Annotated in this window: 12 protein-coding genes; 9 read left to right on the forward strand and 3 right to left on the reverse strand. The window is 48.6% G+C overall.

Annotation, left to right across the window (positions count from 1 at the left end):
- Positions 1-60 precede the first annotated feature (60 nt).
- The 9 genes from ACPYIV_RS12930 to ACPYIV_RS12970 all read left to right on the forward strand — a co-directional run bounded on the left by ACPYIV_RS12930 (position 61) and on the right by ACPYIV_RS12970 (position 18,387).
- The gene (locus tag ACPYIV_RS12930; protein ID WP_293739026.1) at positions 61-1,272 is read left to right on the forward strand and encodes a FecR family protein; all 1,212 of its coding nucleotides are present in this window, start codon (positions 61-63) and stop codon (positions 1,270-1,272) included.
- Between the two features lie 116 nt (positions 1,273-1,388).
- Entirely contained in the window at positions 1,389-4,754 is a 3,366-nt protein-coding gene (locus ACPYIV_RS12935; RefSeq protein ID WP_425883359.1) for a TonB-dependent receptor, read from the forward strand.
- A 20-nt stretch (positions 4,755-4,774) separates the two neighbouring features.
- A complete protein-coding gene (locus ACPYIV_RS12940) occupies positions 4,775-6,247 on the forward strand; it encodes a RagB/SusD family nutrient uptake outer membrane protein (RefSeq protein WP_301704504.1) in 1,473 nt (490 codons plus the stop codon).
- 217 nt (positions 6,248-6,464) lie between these two features.
- Positions 6,465-9,236, forward strand: coding sequence for a glycoside hydrolase family 2 TIM barrel-domain containing protein (locus tag ACPYIV_RS12945; RefSeq protein WP_425883361.1), 2,772 nt, complete (start codon positions 6,465-6,467; stop codon positions 9,234-9,236).
- 278 nt (positions 9,237-9,514) lie between these two features.
- Positions 9,515-12,715 (forward strand): SusC/RagA family TonB-linked outer membrane protein, encoded by a 3,201-nt coding sequence (locus ACPYIV_RS12950; RefSeq protein ID WP_425883363.1) that lies wholly within the window; start codon positions 9,515-9,517, stop codon positions 12,713-12,715.
- Positions 12,716-12,729: 14 nt separating this feature from the next.
- On the forward strand, positions 12,730-14,214 hold the full coding sequence (locus ACPYIV_RS12955; protein ID WP_293732105.1) for a RagB/SusD family nutrient uptake outer membrane protein: 1,485 nt from the start codon (positions 12,730-12,732) through the stop codon (positions 14,212-14,214).
- A gap of 179 nt (positions 14,215-14,393) precedes the next feature.
- On the forward strand, positions 14,394-16,679 hold the full coding sequence (locus ACPYIV_RS12960; protein WP_425883366.1) for a GH92 family glycosyl hydrolase: 2,286 nt from the start codon (positions 14,394-14,396) through the stop codon (positions 16,677-16,679).
- Between the two features lie 10 nt (positions 16,680-16,689).
- Positions 16,690-17,772, forward strand: coding sequence for a Gfo/Idh/MocA family protein (locus ACPYIV_RS12965; protein WP_425883368.1), 1,083 nt, complete (start codon positions 16,690-16,692; stop codon positions 17,770-17,772).
- A gap of 54 nt (positions 17,773-17,826) precedes the next feature.
- Positions 17,827-18,387, forward strand: coding sequence for an RNA polymerase sigma-70 factor (locus ACPYIV_RS12970; RefSeq protein WP_300761991.1), 561 nt, complete (start codon positions 17,827-17,829; stop codon positions 18,385-18,387).
- 19 nt (positions 18,388-18,406) lie between these two features.
- On the opposite strand, the gene ACPYIV_RS12975 is transcribed toward ACPYIV_RS12970, so the two are convergent.
- The 3 genes from ACPYIV_RS12975 to sufC all read right to left on the reverse strand — a co-directional run bounded on the left by ACPYIV_RS12975 (position 18,407) and on the right by sufC (position 20,979).
- Entirely contained in the window at positions 18,407-18,787 is a 381-nt protein-coding gene (locus ACPYIV_RS12975; protein WP_293739031.1) for a VOC family protein, read from the reverse strand.
- 91 nt (positions 18,788-18,878) lie between these two features.
- The gene (gene sufD, locus ACPYIV_RS12980) at positions 18,879-20,231 is read right to left on the reverse strand and encodes a Fe-S cluster assembly protein SufD (RefSeq protein WP_293732109.1); all 1,353 of its coding nucleotides are present in this window, start codon (positions 20,229-20,231) and stop codon (positions 18,879-18,881) included.
- The gene (gene sufC, locus ACPYIV_RS12985; RefSeq protein ID WP_293732110.1) at positions 20,224-20,979 is read right to left on the reverse strand and encodes a Fe-S cluster assembly ATPase SufC; all 756 of its coding nucleotides are present in this window, start codon (positions 20,977-20,979) and stop codon (positions 20,224-20,226) included. Before sufC ends, sufD begins: the two co-directional genes overlap by 8 nt.
- Positions 20,980-20,985: the final 6 nt, after the last annotated feature.

Below are 20,985 nucleotides of genomic sequence, written 5' to 3' on the forward strand. Positions count from 1 at the left end.
ACTACCGGTGAGTATAAAGAAGAAATGACTTTGTCCTTTATATAAAATGTTTACCGGAGAATGGATAAAAACTATATAACATATACCACAGAGCAACTGCTGAATGATGACTTCTTCATACAGTCGGAATTACACCCGACAGAAGAAAGCCGGACTTTCTGGAGTAATCTTCAGGAAAAAAATGCTGCTTTGTCCACAGAAATCGAAAATGCCCGCCTCTTCCTATATGCCATTAATATAGAACAAAATTGTTCATCCTTGTCTGACAAGGATGAACATGCGTTATGGCAACGCATCGAATTAAAAAATAGAGAGGTGGAGAAAAAGGCGAAGCGCAAGCAATTTATCCGCTTTGGCATCAGTACGGCAGCCTCCCTCCTTCTGCTATTGGCAATCGGCTGGTATGCGACCCAACGCCCGGAGGAAACCGAAACCGACTATCTGGCGATCATTCAAGCGAATCCGGCACCGGATAGCACAAACGAAAAAGTGCAATTGGTCCTTTCCAACAACGAGAAGCTGACCATCGACGGAACGGAAACCCAACTCGAATATAAAAAGGAAGGAAAGGTTAACGTAAACTCGGAACAAGTGGACCTCAGCCCGAAAGACAACCCGGAGCAGGTGCAGGAATTTAACCAACTGATCGTACCTGTCGGCCGGCGATCGTCCATCACATTTGCCGACGGAACCCGTATCTGGGTAAACTCCGGCTCGAAAGTCGTGTATCCGGTCAAGTTTACAAAAGAGAAAAGAGAGATATTCGTCGAAGGAGAAATATACCTGCACGTCAGCCAGGACGAACAAAAACCTTTCATCGTCAAAACACATCAGATGGATATAAAAGTGCTGGGGACGCAATTCAACGTCACGGCCTATGAAAACGAAGCGGATACGCGGGTGGTCTTAGTCAGCGGAAAGGTCGAAGTAAACCTCAACAAACACAAAAACGTCCTGACTCCAAACCAGATGTTCTCCTACGACAGCAAAATGCATAAAGGAAAAATAACGACAGTCGATACCGACGACTATGTGGCCTGGAAAGACGGATATTACCAGTTCCGTCAACAGCCGCTCAAAGAGATCGTGAAAAAACTATCCCGTTATTACGGAGTCCGCATCTATTGCGAAGGACCGGCCGACAAGCTGACTTGCAGCGGTAAGCTGGATCTGAAAGAGAGCCTGGACGAAGTGATGAAGGCTCTGAAAGAAGCGGCCCCGATTCAAATAGAAAACAAATATGAGAGTGTAGAAATAAAAGTCAAACATTAAAAACAGTACAGTATGGATCCTTAAATCACAACGACACAGGAGGAGAACGTATATCCTTCTCCCCTATTAAGATGAGAAGTATTAAATCTTTACCAACTTAAATCACTATAAGCAATATGAAAAATAACACAAGGTTTAGCATTTGCCTGCTTTTTTTATGGATGAGTATGAGTTTCTGCCTGGCGGCGGAGACATACTCGCAGGAAACATTCTTCACCATCGAATCGAACAGTCTCACGGTGAAAGAAGTATTTAATAAAATCGAGAAAGAGAGCGAATACATCTTTTTCTATCTGGATAACTCGGTCGACCTGAACCGCAAAGTATCCGTCAAAGCACAGAAAGAACAGGTAAGCAAGATTCTTGATCAAATATTTGAAGGAACCGACACACATTATTACATCTCCGACCGGCAGATCATCATCTCGAAGGATGAAAAAGCCGCTCCGGTCAGTTTACAACAAAAAGGGCAGACCATCACCGGTATTGTCAAAGATGCGACAGGCGAACCGGTCATCGGAGCTAATATCGTAGAGAAGGGAACGACCAACGGTACGATTACCGACATGAACGGTCATTTCACCCTCACCGTTAATCCGAAGGCAGTGTTGCAGATTTCCTATATCGGCTTCAACACACAGGAAATGCCGGTAGGGAACAAATCATCGTTGACTATCAAACTAACGGAAGACACAAAAGCATTGGATGAAGTGGTCGTCGTAGGTTATGGAGTGATGCGCAAAAGCGACCTGACGGGTTCCGTCGGATCTGTAAAGTCGGACGTAATCCAGAAACAGGCGATCTCATCTTTCGACCAGGGCTTGCAAGGCAAAGTGGCCGGTGTGCAGGTTATGGCGACCTCCGGTTCTCCGGGCGGCGTTGTCGATATCCGTATTCGTGGCGGCAACTCGCTGACTTCGGGTAACCAGCCTCTGTATGTAATCGACGGTTATCCTGTTACGGCAGGCGGTTCGGCCGGTGGTTCCGGTGCCGGACAAAACCCGCTGGCGACTTTGAACCCTGGCGACATCGAAAGCATGGAAATCCTGAAAGATGCTTCCGCCACTTCTATCTACGGTTCACGTGGAGCCAATGGTGTAATCCTGATCACGACCAAGAGAGGTAAACAGGGAAAGACAACAGTCACTTATGACGGGTATGTCGGTTTCCAGCATGTAGCAAAGAAACTGGATATGATGAACGCAACCGAATGGGCTGAAATGGCAAACGAAGGAGCCACGACAGACGGTCGTCCCATCTACTATCCGAGCGCATCGCCCAACCCGCTGTATCCGTCTGTCGACCAGTTGGGAGAAGGGACAAACTATCAGGACCTGATTTTCCGTTCCGCCCCGATACACAGTCATAATGTTTCGGTAAACGGGGGAAGCGAAAACACGAAATTCTCGGTTGTTGCCAGCTATTTCGCACAAGACGGTGTTGTGAAGAACCAGGATTTCAACCGTGTTTCTTTGCGTAACAACATCGACACAAAAATATCCAAAGTCGTCGACCTGTCGACCAGCTTCACGATCAGCCGTGTATTTTCCAATATCGGACGCGAAAACGGTGATGGCGGTGGTAACACTTCCGTTATCAATGCCGCACTTGTATTGCCGCCGACCGTTCCGGTACGGGATCCCGAAACAGGCGACTTTATCCGCATGAACTACCTGTCCGGCTCTTCTGCCGTTCCCAACCCGGTTCCGTATGTGGAATATCTTCAGGATAAAGGGACGATCGACCGTATATTGGCTTCTGCCGACCTGACGTTCCACATCATCGACGGACTGACGCTGAAAGTCAGCGGTGGTGCCGATATGTCAAGTGCTTTGCGCGAAGTGTACGAACCGAAAGAAACGAACACCGGCTACAATGCAAACGGTATCGCACAGCAGCAAAACCGCCGCAGCAGTTCTTACTCAAATGAAAACATCCTGACGTATATCAAAAAGTTCGGTGCACATTCGCTGAACGTAATGGTCGGTTCTTCCCTGTTGTATGAAGAAAACAAGACCAGTTCCATGACGGCCCGCGATTTCATCAGCGACGTATACGGATATAACAATCTGGATGCCGGTGCACAATGGGACAAACCGAATACGGGAAGAAGCAAAAGCACGCTATTATCCGGTTTCGGACGTATCAACTATGTCCTGATGGACAAATATCTTTTCACCGTAACGGGACGTGCCGACGGTAGTTCCAAGTTCGGGACGAACAACAAATGGGCGTTCTTCCCGTCATTCGCTGCCGCCTGGCGTATCAACCAGGAAAAGTTCATGAAAGATCTGGACTGGATCAGCAACCTGAAAATCAGAGGCAGCTGGGGTGTAACCGGTAACCAGAATATCTCCAGCTATTCCTCACAGGAAAAGATGAATACGTATGTCTATCCGATCGGGGGCGTGACCAGTGTAGGTATCGGTGCAGGCAATATGCCGAACCCGGACCTGAAATGGGAAACGACGGCTATCACCGACATAGGTGTTGACTTCGGCGTACTCAACAACCGCATCAACTTCACGGCCGACTATTATTACAAAAAGACAACCGACCTGCTGTGGAACATCTCCGTCCCGCTGACAACCGGTTTCGGCACGGTATTGAAAAACATCGGTAGCTTGCAGAATAAAGGCCTTGAATTGAGCGTGTCTGCCGATGTGCTGACCGGACAGTTCAAATGGAACACTATGGTCAACTGGTCAACCAACAAAAACAAGGTGCTGGAAATTCCGGGATATATCCCGACTCAGCAAGGTACGATCTCCGGCCACCTGAAGGTGAACGGTAGCTGGCTCGAACCCGGATTACCTGTCGGTGTATGGAACTTATTGAAGACGGACGGTGTGATGCGTACGGACAAAGAATGGCAAGACGCTCCGCGCGTAGCAGACTCCAACTTCGACAAAGTAGGGGATATGCGTTTCGTGGATAAGAATGGAGACGGCAAGATCAGTTTCGGAGAAGACCGTCAGATCGTCGGTGACCCGAACCCGGATTTCATCTTCGGTTGGACCAACAATTTCTCTTATAAGAATTTCGACCTGTCTATCTATATTAACGGTTCTGTCGGCAACGATATATATAATGTATTACGGGCCGAGACGAATATCGTCAGCACTTGGGGTAACCAACGCAAAGAAGTGATGAACCGCTGGACGGCCAACAACCCGAACGGCAAGTACCCGCGTGCCCACGTATTGGTAAACCAGAACTTGCTGCAGTCCGACTTCCTCATCGAAGACGGTTCTTTCCTGCGTGTACAAAACGTGACATTTGGCTATACTTTCCCGAAAGTTTCATTCCTCAGGTCACTACGTGTTTATGCCACCGCACAGAACCTGCTGACGATCACGGGCTATTCAGGTTTCAATCCGGAAGTGAACAGCCAGGGACAAAGCAATCTCCAGATGGGTGTGGACTATAACGCCTACCCGACTGCCCGCTCTTTCATTCTTGGTGTAAACATTGGTTTTTAATCATCTAAAACGAACAGAATATGAAACTATATAAATATATAATCGGATTAGCATTACTGGTGTCCTCTTCCTCCTGTGATTTTTTGGATGAAGAAGCGTACGAGTTTATCACACCCGACAACTTCTACAAAACGGAAGCTGATGCAAATGCTGCGCTGACAGCTGTATACAATACATTCAACGACGATAAGGGTTTCAGACGTTATATCTGGATGGGAGCCGATTTTCCGGGCGAAGCGGCTTATGCCAATGCCAGTGCTCCCTCGCGTGTGGAAATGGACAACCTGACCTGGACGCCGACAACGGACTTTTGCAAAAATATCTGGCAGATCTCTTATTCCACCATTCGCCGGGCAAATAACCTGTTGCTGAACATCGATAAGATCTCATTCAAATCGGAAGATACGAAAAAACAGGTTATCGGACAGGCTAAGTTCCTGCGCGCGCTCTATTACTTTACCCTGATGCGTTTTTATGATCATGTTGTAGTGATTCGTGAGACAGACAACCTGAACGAAGAAACTCCCTCTAACCAGGGCACGGACGATGCCGCCTGGACTTTGATCGAAGAAGATTTACAGTATGCGGAATCCGTTCTGCCGGTAAAATGGGGAGACTCTGATGCCGGACGCGCTACCAAAGGTGCTGCAATGGCCATACTGTCCAAAGTTTACCTGACACAGGCTGGCTGGCCCTGGAACAAAGCCGGTTTCTGGGAAAAGGCTGCTTCCAAAGCAACCGAAATTATCAACAATGAAGGGGCTTTCGGTTACGGACTGGAAGATAACTTCAGACGTATTTTCGATGTGACCAACGAACACGGCAAAGAATATATCTTTGATGTAGAATATCAGACCAATATCAATGGCCAGGATATTCCGGCTTTGTCGGGCATGCGCGGTTACAACATCAAGAAAACGGACGGTTGGTCTTCTTTCATTTCCACCCCTGAATTCTATAAGACTTATGAAGTGGGTGACAAGCGCTTGTCTACCACATTTGTAACGGAATTTACGGACATGAAGAACGGGAAACACTATGTTTACGATCCGGACAATGTAACGGAGCCGTCTTTCCCGCTTTGCCATTTTGCAAAATATCTGGACCCGAACGACAATCAGTCCACAAAAGCAGGCGACTATGGTTGCAACTGGAAGATTGTCCGTTATGCCGATGTCCTGATGATGCAGTCGGAAGCCTATTGCGAGATGAATCGTGTCGGAGATGCATTGACGGGTATCAATCGGGTACGGGCAAGAGCCGGACTCGATCCGATTCCTTCGTCCATCTCACAAGCAGACTTGCGGAAAGCGATCATACAGGAACGTATTTGGGAGTTTGCAGCAGAAGGTCACTCCTTATTCGACATGAAACGGCAACATTGCATGGCAGAACGCTTGGGCAGAGCAGTAGATGATAAATATTATTCATTACCTTTGCCTCAGGACGAAACGGATAAAAATCCGAATCTGAAACAGCATCCGCTGTGGTAGTTCGATAAATGATGATTTATCGGTATATTTAAGGTGTCGCTGTAGGGGCGGGTTCTAAACCCGCCCGATTGCAACATGTATATTTGTCGATATCGGGCAGGTTTAGAACCTGCCCCTACAGAACGACAATCATTTCGACAACGATGTCATTCCATCACACCCATAAATCATCATTTATCATCCTTATTTATCAGAAAACCTCTTAATTCCTATCTATATGATGAAATATTTTTATTCTTTTTTATTTTTAATAGGTAGCCTGTTTGCAAGCGGGCAGACCACTGATGTAAAATACCTGTCCGGACAAGGTTCGGACGATGCGGTCGAATGGGACTTCTTCTGTACCGGTGGCAGGAAGAGCGGGGAATGGAATAAGATCAAGGTTCCCTCCTGCTGGGAAATGGAAGGATACGGAACTTTCAATTACGGGCATGACAAGCCGAAAGCCGATGAATCAGGATTGTACAAAACGACATTCGAAGTACCGGCGGCATGGAAAGGGAAACGTATCTTTATCGTTTTCGAAGGTTCTATGACTGATACGGAGATTAAGGTAAACGGAAAACAGGCAGGTCATCCCCATCAGGGAGCTTTCTACCGGTTCAAACGGGAAATAACCCAATTAGTCCATACGAACAAAGAGAACCTGTTGGAAGTCAAAGTGAATAAAATGTCGTCAAACACCAGTATCAACGAGGCGGAACGGCAATGTGACTTTTGGGTGTTCGGAGGCATCTTCCGTCCGGTTTACCTCGAAGCTGTTCCTAATAACTTCATCGAATATACAGCGATCGATGCCCGGCAACAGGGTGAACTGAACGCAGATATCTTTATCGACAAGAAACTTTCCGGCATAAAAGCGGAAATAGAGATCAAAGATGTCCAGAACCAGACGATGGGGAAAATCACATCTGCTCCCATAAACGAAAAAACAGGAAAAATATCCCTATCTGGCAAAATCGACAATATCAAACCCTGGTCAGCCGAAGACCCACAATTGTACACCGCCATAATCACCCTTCGCCAGAAAGACAAGGTACTGCATACCATAACCGACCGGATCGGGTTCCGTACAGTCGAAATGAAGCCGAAAGACGGTGTCTATGTCAACGGGGTGAAAATACGCTTCAAAGGGGTGAACCGCCACTCCCACTGGCCCACTACGGGACGAACGACAAACAAACAGCTTAGCATCAATGACGTCAAGCTGATGAAAGAAATGAATATGAATGCAGTCCGTATGTCACACTACCCGCCCGACAAACATTTTCTGGAAGTTTGCGACTCATTGGGAATGTATGTGATCGACGAACTGTGCGCCTGGCAATATCCTCCTTATGATACGGAGGTCGGAACCATATTGGTAGGTGAAATGCTGAAGCGGGACCTCAACCGTCCGTCTATCATTTTCTGGGCAAACGGAAATGAGGGAGGTTTCAATTTCGACCTCGACCCGTTATTCCCGCAATATGATCCGCAAAAACGGGCCGTCCTGCATCCCTGGGCGTTATCGGGAAATATCAATACGGTACATTACATCAAATATAATTCCGGCATCGGCAATATGTTCCACGGAAGGGATATCTTTATGCCGACAGAAATCCTGCACGGATTATACGACGGAGGTCACGGGGCCGGGCTCGACGACTACTGGAACCTGATGCTCTCCAATCCGCTCTCCGCCGGAATGTTCCTTTGGGACTTTACGGACCAAGCTGTTGTTCGCGAAGATAAAAACGGATTTTACGATACCGACAAGGATCATGGAGCCGACGGTATCGTGGGACCTTATCGTGAAAAGGAAGGCAGTTTCTTTACAATCAAAGAAATATGGTCGCCTATCCATCTGCCGGAACGCTATCTCACACCGGGATGGGACGGTCGTTTCGAAATAGAAAACAGATATGCGTTCACAAATGCAAACGCCTGTGGTTACACATACCGGCTGGCTAAAATCAATTCGCTTTCGGAAAAGGCCATACAATCTGTTTCCGGCAAGATCGAGGCTCCGGATATCCGTCCCGGAGAAAGGGGCTACTTACAGCTTGAACTTCCCTCGGGCTGGCAGGACTACGACTTCTTATATGTCACAGTAAAAGACCGCGACAATCAGGAATTATTCACCTGGAGCTACGAGATCGGCACACCCGACCGTCTTGCCAATCGTCTGTTGTCACAGGATGGTATCACACCGGTTGTAAAAGACAATAGCGATCACTGGAGTTTTTCCGCCGCCGGTACGGAGGCCTTGTTCGACAAGCAAAACGGCCTGCTCCGGTCGGTCATTTCCGGTGGTAAAGCAATACCTTTGAACAACGGGCCGGTACTGATATCCGACCAGGATCTCATCTGCAAATCGGTCGAATATAAAAAGGATGGAGAAAAGCCGCAATTGATTGCCACCTATACAACCAAGAACGGAAAATACACGGTCTATACATTCACCTGGACCATGCTTCCTACCGGTATCGTTGAACTGGATTACAATTACCGCCCCCAGGATATGGTCAAGATGGCGGGTATCACATTCGACTTCCCTGAAAAGGAGATCGCCGGAGCAACCTTGCTCGCCAACGGGCCATACCGTGTATATAACAACCGGATGAAAGGCGGTTCACTGGATATCTGGGAAAAGAAGTATAACAACACCATCACCGGTGAAAGCTGGGATTATCCGGAATTCAAAGGGTACTATTCTTTGTTCTACGGGATGAAGCTCGATTGCCCTACTCCTTTCGAAGTTTACAGCGGTAAAGAAGATGTTACCTTGCATCTCTTTACCCCTGCCGTACAAAAACAATACGATCCGAAACGCAACCATACGATTGTCGACTATCCGGAAGGAAATATATCTTTCATGAATGCAATTCCGGCAGTCGGGACGAAATTCGGAAAAGCGGAAGATTTCGGTCCCCAATCGCAGCCGCACCGTGCCAGAGGAAACGGACCGGAAAATAATGTCAGTGGAAAATTGTATTTCCGCTTCTGACAGAAGCGAATACAATTAAAAGAGATTAACAGTTATATTCGGAGCGCCCCGGAATAGCTGTTAATTTTTTTTGTTTAATAACAACTTTATCTATATTTGTAAAATCTTAAATGAAATCAGAGAACGTAAATGAATTGTGTTTTATAAATATAAACTTAAATCAATCATCCAATGGGACCATGAAGTCAAAGAATCTTTGTATGTAGAGAATAACTACGGCAATTCTCAATATCCATATAGTTAACTTATTGAGTAGTAACTTAAAATACCACGTGAACATGAAAAATAACAAATTGGCAAAAATTTGCCTGCTTTCTCTTTTGCCCAGCATCAGTGTTCTGGCAAGTGAGAACTACATCACGGCCCCTGCAACGAGCCTACGGGGAAAATCAGACTCGGCAGCTCCTACACGTTTGCAACAAAACGGAAAAACCATCACAGGAGTCGTACAAGACGCACTCGGTCCTATAGCCGGCGCCAACATTATCGTAAAAGGGACGACAAACGGGAATATTACGGACATGGACGGTAAATTCACGCTTGAGAATGTGCCCGCAAACGCTATCCTCGTTGTTTCCTACATCGGGTTTACTCCACAGGAAATACAAGTAGGAAATCAGAGCACTTTTAACATCATTCTTCAGGAAGATTCGGAAGCACTGGACGAAGTTGTAGTAGTCGGCTACGGTGTCATGAAGAAAAAAGACTTGACAGGAGCCGTTTCACAATTGGGCAGCAGTTCGATGAAAGACCTCAAAGTGTCGCATCCGACAGAAGCGATGGCCGGAAAACTGGCCGGTGTACAGGTACAACAGGTCGGAGGGCAACCGGGGCAAGCGGCCACAATCCGTGTGCGCGGGTCCGGTTCCATCACGGCATCCAGCGCCCCGTTGTATGTTGTCGACGGATATCCGCTGGGAGAACAAAACCTGAATGCGATCAACCCGAACGATATCGAATCTATCGAAGTATTAAAAGATGCTTCGGCAGCCGCTATCTACGGTTCGCGTGCAGCCAACGGTGTCGTATTGGTCACAACCAAGTCGGGAAAGACCGGCAAGGTCAGTGTAAGCTTGGATATCTATGCAGGTTTCCAGAACGTAACAAAGAAGATGGACCTGATGAACGCACAGGAATTTGTCGAATTCAGCCGGGAAGCTTTCAATAACAACTATATAAACAAGGTTCCGGGAGCATCTGCCAGCGATCCGCTGAGTATGCGTCCGTCCGGAAACCGCTATCGCTATCCGGCTATCTACGACGATGCTACCTATATTGCCTCTTTAGGTGCCGGAACAGACTGGCAGGATGAAATCTTCCGCACTTCGCCCGTTCAGAACTACCAGTTGACAGTAACAGGCGGTGACGAAAAGACCAAATATATGTTCTCTGCCGGCTATTTCAACCAGCAGGGGGTCGTTATCAACAGTGATTACGAACGGTTCTCGGCAAGAGCCAAAATCGACAGCGAACTGAACAGTTGGCTGAAGATGGGCGTTAATCTGGCTCCAACCTATATGAACGCGAACAAGACAACCCAAGGCCATTGGGCAAGTGACGGTGTCATCAACGCTGCTTTGGCGACATCCCCCGTAGTACCTGTATACAATGAAGACGGTACATGGGCTTCACAGTCCATGTACGCCGTCGCCAGCGACGGGTTGACCGGTGTACCGAATGCTGTGGCATGTACGAATATCCACAATTACGACACGGACCTCCGCCTGTTCAGCAACGGTTACATCGAACTCTCCTTGTTGAAAAACCTGAAGTTGAAATCCACGATCGGTGCCGACATCCGCGAATACAGAAGCGAATACTTCCGTCCGGCAAACATCCCTAACAACGGTAATGTAGCTCCTCTTCCTTCAACGGAAAGAAAAGCGACAGAAAAGTCCACCGAGGTAATCAACTGGCTGAACGAAAATACCGTTACCTATTTCGGATCATGGGACAAACACGAACTCGACGCTGTCGCCGGTGTCACTGCACAGAAAAACATCTACCGCTACACCGAGGCTACAGGTTCCGATTTCCCGAATGATAAAATCCAGACACTCAACAATGCAACCGTAAAAAGCAGCAAGTCGGAACGCAAGACCTGGACATTGCTTTCTTATCTGGCACGTGTCAACTATCGTTATAACAACAAATACTACCTGACCGCATCCATCCGTGCAGACGGTTCTTCCCGCTTCGGCAAAAACAACCGCTATGGTTACTTCCCTTCCGGATCAGTAGCATGGCGCCTGTCTCAGGAAGACTTCCTGAAAGATGTAAAATGGTTGTCGGACATGAAGATCCGTGCAAGCTACGGTATCACAGGTAACAATAATATCGGTGATTATGCGTCGATCGGTATCATGGAAAATGCTAACTATGTATTGGGAACGGGTACGGGTAATATCGTAAACGGTGCAGCCCAAAAGAGCTTCTCCAACGCTGACCTGACCTGGGAAAAGACACGCCAAACCGACCTCGGTTTCGAAATCTCCGTTTTGGACAGCCGTCTGTCTTTGTCTCTGGACCTGTACTATCGTAAGACTACCGATCTGTTGATGAACGTCGACATCCCGACAATCACTGGATTTGATAAAGCCATGCAAAATATCGGAAAAATGCGTAACAAAGGTCTTGAAATCACTATTAGCGGTACTCCGTTCAGAGGAAAAGACTTTACTTGGGATGCAACCGGGAATATCTCCGTCAACCGCAATAAAGTACTGGCTTTAGGACCGACAGGCGACCCGATCTTCAGCGACGGCGGTGCCGGGACGACCCATATCACGATGGTAGGCGAACCGATCGGTGCTTTCTACGGATATAAGATGCTGGGAATCTTCAAAACGAAAGAAGAACTGGATTCATATCCTCACCTGGCCGACACGCAGGTGGGTGACGTTATGTTCGAAGATGTCAACGGAGATCAGAAAATCGATGCCGACGACCGTACGATCATCGGTAACAATATGCCGGACTTCACCTGGGGGATGACACACTCTTTCACCTACAAGAACTTCGATGCCAGCATCTCCCTGCAAGGGGTTGTCGGAAATGAAGTGCTACACTTGGGAAGACGTTTCTACACACAGGGCGAAGGCAACCAGAACCAGCTGAAAGAGATGATGGGACGGTGGCAGTCAGAATCAAATCCGGGCAGCGGATGGATTCCGAGAGCCAACTCACAGCCGACCGGACAGAACAATGCCATCTCCTCACGCTGGGTGGAAGACGCTTCTTTCCTCCGTGTAAACAACCTGACAGTCGGTTATACGCTGCCCGAAGCATTCACAAAGAAATGCAGCATCCAACGTGCACGCGTATATGTTTCCACACAGAACCTGCTGACAATCACAAGTTATAGCGGCTACAACCCGGAAACAAGTTTCAAGGAAGACAACGTAACAGCTCCCGGTACCGACTACGGTATGTACCCGCTGTATCGCACCTGTACTTTCGGTATTAACGTAACCTTTTAAATAGCAGACGAATTATGAAACTAAAATATAATCTGATCGCAATTGCTCTCCTGGGATTCAGCTTCTCATCCTGCAGCGACTTCCTGGAACAAAATCCACAAACGGATTTAAGTGAAAACGATTTCTACAAGACGGCCGACGACATTCTCTCGGCAGTAAACGGAGCCTACTCTTCCCTACAGGAGAATGACATATATGGTAACTGGTATGTTTTCGGAGAAATACCCTCCGATAATACCCGCAACCAGCTCTCCGGTTCGGTAACGACCCAGAACGAGTTCGACCAGTTCTACATCGACACGCAGAACAGTATGATCGCCAATTTCTGGAAAGCGGCCTACAAAGTCATCAACCGTACCAATACGGTCTTGGGACGCATCGACGGCATCGATATCAACGCCGATCTGGCAAACCGCTATAAACTGGAATGCAAGTTTATCCGCGCCCTGATGTATTTCAACCTGGTCCGCGTCTACGGCGATGTACCTCTGGTACTGAAAGAAATAAGCATCTCGGAATCTTACGACATCCTGCGCGAACCGAAAGAAAATGTTTACAACCAGATCATCGCCGACCTGAAAGAGGCACAAGGTCTTCCTGTATCCTATCCGACAGCCGAAGACGGACGTGCCACCCAGGGAGCAGCCAAAGCATTACTGGCAGATGTCTATATGACTTTGCACAAATATGCAGAAGCGGAAACGATCCTGGCCGAAATTATTAACAGTGGACGGTACAGTTTGTTGGAAAATACGCCGGGAAGCCTGAACATCGACGGTTACAAAAACGTGTTCAGCCCGGTTAACCACAATAGCAAGGAAGGTATCTTCGAAATCCAGTTCCTGAAAGGTGGCTATGGCGAAGGCTCCAACTATGCCAATAACTTTGCGCCTGAAAACTCAGGAACAAATGTAGTGGCAGTCGGCGGTACAGGTGGTAATAATATCCCGGAAATGGACATTTACAATGCTTATGAAGAAGGCGACCTCCGCCGCGACTTCTCCATGTCCTTAGGATATTACGATAACCGTAAGAACAACGAATGGGTGGAATCCCGCTATGTTTGCAAGTACATGGACGTTCCATACCAGAACAATGATGCCAGCAACAACTATCCGGTGATCCGCTATGCCGACGTGATCCTGATGTATGCCGAAGCCCTGAACCAGAACGGAAAGACGGCAGAAGCCTGCAAGTATCTGAATATGACGCGTCGCCGTGGTTTCGGTTACCAGACGACAGAGACCAGCCCGGTCGACCTGCAGACAACCGACAAGGCCCAGTTCTCCCTGATGGTGGAACAGGAACGCCGCGTGGAACTGGCATTCGAAAACCATCGCTGGTTTGACCTGATCCGCACCGGACGCGCAGTCGAAGTGATGAGAAGTAAAGGATTCTCTCTGAACGAGACAAACCTGATCTGCCCGATTCCGCAAAAGCAGATCGATGTCAATCCGAAGCTGACGCAGAACGACTACAGGATCGAGTCCCGGAATTGACAGACCAAACAACACATACTGACAGATGCTCAAAACGACATCTTGATGTCACCCGCTATGACATCAAGATGTCCCCACTGCCGACATCGAGATGTCCCTGCCCCTGACATCCCGATGTCGTTTTGAGGCTTCCAAGCCCTCCTTTTTTGTATATTTGCACCATCTATAATTCTAATGACATGAAGACCTGGACAATTTTATTAAGTACGTTGTGTTTATTCTCATGTAACCAACAGGAAAGCAAATTCGAGAAGTATGTCAACCCACTGATCGGTACGGATATCCGCATCGTACAGGGGAAAGATAAGAATTCGACGGAAGAGCGTGGACAGATCATGCCGGCTGTCGGAGTCCCGCACGGTATGACCAATTGGGTGGCGCAGACACAGGCGACCGAACAGAAATGCCATCCCCCCTATTATTATTTCCAGGACGCTATCCAGGGATTCCGCGCCAGTCACTGGATGAACGGTTCCTGCACACAAGACTACGGAAGCGTCACGATCATGCCGCTCAGCAATAAGCTCGAAACAGACCCGGCCAAACGCGCCTCCTCTTTCGACCATGCACGGGAAACAGCGACTCCCTCCTATTATTCAGTCGATCTGAACGACTATGGCATCCATGCCGAACTGACCGGACTCTCCCGCGCCGGTATCATGCAATTCAGCTTCGGGCAGGATGGCGACCACTATATCGTGATCGAGCCTAACAGCGACGAAGGTGTCGCCTTTGTCGAAGTCGATCCGGAGAAGAAAGAAATTACCGGTTACAACCCCGTACACCGCATCTACCAGGGATACGGCAAGGAAGCCGGATTCAGCGGACATTTCGTGATCCGGCTGAATGAAGAAATTGCCGACTATGGCGTTTGGGACAACACGACCGTCACAGCCGGCCGGAAATCGGCCCAGGGACAAAAGCACTCCGTCGGAGCGTGGGTTAAGCTGGCCTCCCAAAAACCGGGTAAGACATTAATCAAGGTAGCCACTTCCTTTACAAGCATCGACAATGCCCGCAAAAACCTGGCCGCCGAAATCCCAGGATGGGACTTCAATGAGGTGCGCCAGGCTTCATCCGACATCTGGAATCAAGCGTTGGGCCAGATCGCAGTCAAGGGGAACAACGAGGAAGAAAAGATCAAATTCTATTCCGCCCTTTACAACGCGCACTTCCTGCCCCGCACATTCAGCGATGTGGACGGTTCCTATCCGAAATTCGATGGCGGCGGACAGGTTATGAAGATGGACCACGGAACCTATTATTGCGACTTCTCGCAATGGGACACCTACCGTGCTGTCCACCCGCTCTTCTCCATCCTCAATCCTTCCCGCAACGGGGATATGGCGCATTCGCTCGTATTGAAAGGACAGCAGGGCGGCTGGTTGCCCATCTTCCCGTCCTGGAACAGCTACACGGCTGCCATGATCGGTGACCATTGCATCGCCATGATCGGAGACGCCATCGTCAAAGACGCTCCGGGCTTCGACTATGAAGAAGCTTACACGCTGATGCGCAAAAATGCTTTCGAAGCTAATCCGGACTCCAACAGCTACCGGGACGGGAAAGGCCGCCGGGCAATGGAATCTTACCTGAAATACAACTACGTCCCGTTAGAGGATCAAGTAATGGAAGCATTCCACCGCCGTGAACAAGTCTCCCGCACACTGGAATATGCCTATGATGATTTTGTCCTTGCACAGGTTGCCAAGAAGTTAGGCAAGACAGACGATTATAAAACGCTCATCAAGCGGGCGGAAAACTACCGGAACGTAATCGACCCCGAAACCGGCTACGCCCGTGGACGCCATGCCGACGGAACCTGGATCGAACCCTTCGATCCGTTTGCCTCCACTTCGTTTATCTGTGAAGGGACTCCTTACCATTACACCTGGTACGCTCCCCAGGACATAGCCGGGCTAATCCGGCATATGGGCGGAAAAGAGCGCTTCATCAACCGCCTGGATACCTTCTTCGAAGGAGACTATTACTGGCATGGCAACGAACCGGGACACCACATCGCCTATCTTTTCGCTTATGCCGGCGAACCCTGGAAGACACAAAAATGGGTGCATGACATCATCAACCGCGAGTATTTCACGACCCCCGACGGACTTTCCGGCAACGACGATGCCGGCCAGATGTCTTCCTGGCTGGTTTTCAGTATGGTTGGCTTCTATCCGGTCTGCCCGGGCATGCCCTACTATGTGATCGGTAGCCCGTCATTCGAAGAAAGTGTTATCACACTTGAAAACGGCAAGAAATTCACGATCGAAGCCAAAGGAGCATCGGAAAAAAATATCTACATCCAGTCGGCCACCCTCAACGGCCAGCCGTACGACAAGAGCTACATCCTCCACAAAGACATCATGAACGGGGGTATCCTCTCGTTCATCATGGGAGATACCCCTAACAAAGAATGGGCCTCAGCTACCGGATCGCTTCCACCTTCACTCGGTTTATAAAGAACGACACATGAAAAGAATCATTCACATACTCCTGCTCTGTCTTGCCGTCCTGTCGGCAAAGGCAGGGCAGGATGCACCCGTCAGATTAGGAATCATCGGGCTGACCCACTCGCATGTGGGAGGTGTTTTAAACGATAAAAACAAACCTTATGTCATAGCCGGCATTGTCGAACCTGACAAACAATTGGCGGAACGTATGTCCAAGCGATTCGGTTTCAGCATGGAAATCGTATATTCCACCATGCAGGAACTTTACGACCAACAGCATCCTGAGGCTGTTGCCTGCTTCAACGCAACCTATTATCATCAGGATGTCGTCCGGTTCTTCGCACCCAAAAAGGTTCACATCATGGTCGAGAAACCGTTGGCTACGAATAGTAGACAAGCCAAAGAGATGGCGGAACTTGCCATCCGGCACGGAATACACCTGCTGACCAACTATGAAACGACTTGGTATGGTTCTCATGAGGCAGCCGCACAACTCATACGGAAAGGGGAAATCGGAGAAATACGCAAAGCGATCTTCCGCGACGGACATACCGGCCCAGTAGAACGGAAGACGCATCCCGAAATGATCCCCTGGATCAAAGACCCTGTCTTAAACGGTGGTGGTGCCGTGATGGATTTCGGCTGTTACGGAGCCAATTTGATGACTTGGCTGATGGACAACCGGAAACCTCTCTCCGTAGTATCGGCTTTCCAGACCATCAAACCGGATCAATATGAAGAAGTGGAAGACCAGGCCACCGTTATCCTGACCTATCCGGAAGCCCAATGCATCCTCGAAGCCTCTTGGAACTGGCCGGTCAATATGAAGACCTCCGAGATATACGGAAAAAGCGGCTATATTCAGATTCCGGACAAAGAAACGCTACTGATCCGTACAGGCGAAAAGTCCCCCGTACAACAAATCAATCCGGTAAGCCGTACCGCCCCCTATAATAACCCGTTCTCCTATTTTTGCGCCGTGGTTAGAGGGAGTGCAGAAGAAGATCCCCTGTCATCCCTGCAGAATAATCTGATTGTAATGGAAATTCTTGATGCAGCAAAAGAATCGGCAAAAACGGGAAAGGTAATCTATCTGAAATAAGTATCGCATTTCCTTTAAATTTTACTATATTTACGCGCTAATCGATAGGAGGTAATGGAATATTCAGCAGATTTAAAGGCTTTCAATCAATTATTCTCAGATTATCAAGGACGGTTCATCCGCTTTGCTAATATGTATGTAAGGGATATGGCCGTAGCTGAAGATTTCACCATAGAAGCCTTGATGCAATACTGGGAAAACCGGAATGTGCTGAAGGCTGATTCCAATGTCCCCGCCTATATACTCACAATCATCAAGAACAAATGCATCAATTACCTGCAACATATACAAGTCCGGGAAGACGTCAGCGAACACCTGAAGAACCATGCCGAATGGGAACTGAACACCCGCATCTCCACCCTCGAAGCCTGCAACCCGGAAGAACTGTTTACGGCGGAGGCGCAAGAGATCGTCAATAAAACCTTGGCAACCCTGCCCGAACAGACCCGCCGTATATTTATCATGAGCCGCTACGAAAACAAACCCTACAAAGAAATAGCTGAAACACTCGGTATGACTACCAAAGGCGTGGAATACCATATCGCGCAGGCCCTGAAAAGGCTTCACACCAATCTGAAAGACTATATTCCTCTTCTGCTATTTTATTTGTATTAGTCGCTCGTTTCCGGCGTTATCAGGCTATCACCTCGATATGGTTGCCGTCCGGATCTAAAAAAGCCCCCTCGTAAAAACCATCCCCCGTTGTTCTCGGTTCACCGATGATGGTATACCCGTCACGGCGCAACTGTTCGATCATGCCATCCACATTCTCTTTCGTCCCAACAGAAAATGCGAAATGTGCAAGACCGATATATCCCCCGTTTTTCTCTTCCGTTATATCCGTCCGCTGCATAATTTCCAGAGAGGCGCCTCCTTCAAAAGTCACAAAATACGAAGCAAAGCCTTTTTTCGGGTTGACATACTTCTCGTTGCTTTTCCCTCCGAAATACTTCACATAGAAATCTTTCGAACGTTCGAGTTCATTAGTCCAGATAGCAATATGAGTTAACTGCATAATTAAATAAATAGTTGATTAGACGCAAAGATACAAAAAAGCCCGGATAGAGAAACTCTTCATCCGGGCCTTTATAACCAGAATATTATTCCTATTTGCAAATCCGGCAACCGGCGCATCTCGCCAGTTCTCCGCGGAAACGTTTTTCCACTAATTTGTGCAGACGGTCTTTCAAGGCATCCAGACGCACATAGTCAATCACATCCGAGGTGAAAGCTACACTCAGCAACATACGCGCCTCATCGCGGGGAATGCCGCGGCTCTGCATATAGAACAAGGCGTTTTCGTCCAACTGCCCGGTGGTCATACCATGCGAACATTTCACATCGTCGGCATAGATTTCCAACTGGGGCTTGCTGTACATGCGGGCTTCACGGGTCGCGCAAAGATTGCGGTTCGTCTGATAGGCCGCTGTCTTCTGTGCATCTTCCTTTACTAAGATACGGCCGCTGAACGCACCGACCGCATGGTCATCCAAGACATTCTTGAACAGCTCGTTGCTGGTGCAATGAGGTACGGCATGCGTAATATGGCTGTAGGTATCTAACTGCTGTTCCTTGTCCAGGATCGACATACCGCACAAAGTCGCTTCAGCCTGTTCGCCGTTCAGCTCGATATAATAGTTATTGCGGGTAAGGCCGTTATTCAGTGTAATGCCGTTCACCAATACGTTACTGCCCGCTTCCTGCTTCACATGGACGGAGGCAAAACGGGTAGTCGACACGCTGCTCTCTTCGAGGTCGTAATAATCGAAGATGGCGCCTTCGCCCGCGAAGATCTCGACAACCTGTGTCGCTAAGAACTTGACATCGTCGATACTATGGTCGCACACCAGCAACTTGGCTTCCGAACGGGCCTCCATAATCACCAGGATACGACGGTTCGCCATCGTGTCCACATCACTACGGAAAATATTCACCAACTGGATCGGACGCTCCACAACGACACCTTCCGGCACGTAGACCACAAAGCCGTCCTGAGCCAGCATCGTGTTCAGGGCAATGATCCCATCCTTACCGGTCGGAGCCGCTTTGCCGTAATAACGGGAGGCCACTTCGGGATATTTCTCCATGAAGGTCCGCATCCCACCGGCATAGACACCTTCGGGAAGATGGGCTTTCGGCAACATCTTGTCGTAGAAAGTATCGTTCACAACAAAATAAAGCGAAGTACTCAGGTTGGGAACGTCGCAACGGAACACGTCGTACGGATTGACCGGGATATCGAGACGATTGATATTCACCCCGTAGTCCGGAGCAAAAGCCTGCGCCACATCGGTATACTTATAATCTTCACTCTTCACCGGCGGGAATCCCAACCGCTCCAAATCGGCCAAAGCCTGTGTACGGGGTGCATTCTGCACGTCCGAGGCATGGCGGCGGATCAGGTCCTCATAGCGGGTGAAAAGATCAATATATTGTTGTTCAGCCTTCATGTCACTCATCTCCCATCTCTTTCTTGATCCAGTCGTAGCCTTTTTCTTCGAGTTCGAGGGCCAGTTCGGGACCGGCGGTTTTGACGATACGTCCTTTGTAGAGGACATGGACCACGTCGGGCTTGATATAATCCAGCAAACGCTGGTAGTGCGTGATAACGATAGCCGCATTCTCCGGTGTACGGAGTTGGTTCACACCATTTGCCACGATACGGAGGGCATCGATATCCAGGCCGCTGTCCGTTTCGTCGAGGATCGCCAGCTTCGGTTCGAGCATCGCCATCTGGAAGATTTCGTTCCGCTTCTTCTCACCGCCCGAAAAACCCTCGTTCACGCTGCGGCTCGCCAACTTATTGTCTAATTCGACAATCGCACGCTTCTCGCGCATCAGCTTCAGGAAGTCGGTAGCCGAAACGGGTTCCAGCCCTTTGTACTTACGATGTTCATTCAGAGCGGCACGCATGAAGTTCACCATGCTGACACCCGGAATCTCAACCGGATACTGGAAACTCAGGAAAATACCTTCGCGGCTACGATCTTCCGGCTCGAGATCCAGCAGGTTCTTCCCGTTGAAGATCACCTCCCCTTCCGTTACTTCGAATGCCGGATTACCGACCAGTACACTGCTCAAGGTACTTTTACCGGAACCGTTCGGTCCCATGATAGCGTGCACCTCACCCGCCTTGACAGAAAGGTTGATCCCTTTCAATATCTCTTTGCCATTGACATTGGCATGTAAATTCTTTATCTCTAACATAACTTT

The sequence above is a fragment of the Parabacteroides vesiculifaciens genome, from assembly GCF_049860805.1.
GTDB lineage: Bacteria > Bacteroidota > Bacteroidia > Bacteroidales > Tannerellaceae > Parabacteroides.

Bases quoted from the DNA above. Each gene is read 5' to 3' on its own strand.
- ACPYIV_RS12930 (WP_293739026.1), top strand. From the start codon at position 61: ATGGATAAAAACTATATAACATATACCACAGAGCAACTGCTGAATGAT.
- ACPYIV_RS12935 (WP_425883359.1), top strand. From the start codon at position 1,389: ATGAAAAATAACACAAGGTTTAGCATTTGCCTGCTTTTTTTATGGATG.
- ACPYIV_RS12940 (WP_301704504.1), top strand. From the start codon at position 4,775: ATGAAACTATATAAATATATAATCGGATTAGCATTACTGGTGTCCTCT.
- ACPYIV_RS12945 (WP_425883361.1), top strand. From the start codon at position 6,465: ATGATGAAATATTTTTATTCTTTTTTATTTTTAATAGGTAGCCTGTTT.
- ACPYIV_RS12950 (WP_425883363.1), top strand. From the start codon at position 9,515: ATGAAAAATAACAAATTGGCAAAAATTTGCCTGCTTTCTCTTTTGCCC.
- ACPYIV_RS12955 (WP_293732105.1), top strand. From the start codon at position 12,730: ATGAAACTAAAATATAATCTGATCGCAATTGCTCTCCTGGGATTCAGC.
- ACPYIV_RS12960 (WP_425883366.1), top strand. From the start codon at position 14,394: ATGAAGACCTGGACAATTTTATTAAGTACGTTGTGTTTATTCTCATGT.
- ACPYIV_RS12965 (WP_425883368.1), top strand. From the start codon at position 16,690: ATGAAAAGAATCATTCACATACTCCTGCTCTGTCTTGCCGTCCTGTCG.
- ACPYIV_RS12970 (WP_300761991.1), top strand. From the start codon at position 17,827: ATGGAATATTCAGCAGATTTAAAGGCTTTCAATCAATTATTCTCAGAT.
- ACPYIV_RS12975 (WP_293739031.1), bottom strand. From the start codon at position 18,787: ATGCAGTTAACTCATATTGCTATCTGGACTAATGAACTCGAACGTTCG.
- sufD (WP_293732109.1), bottom strand. From the start codon at position 20,231: ATGAGTGACATGAAGGCTGAACAACAATATATTGATCTTTTCACCCGC.
- sufC (WP_293732110.1), bottom strand. From the start codon at position 20,979: ATGTTAGAGATAAAGAATTTACATGCCAATGTCAATGGCAAAGAGATA.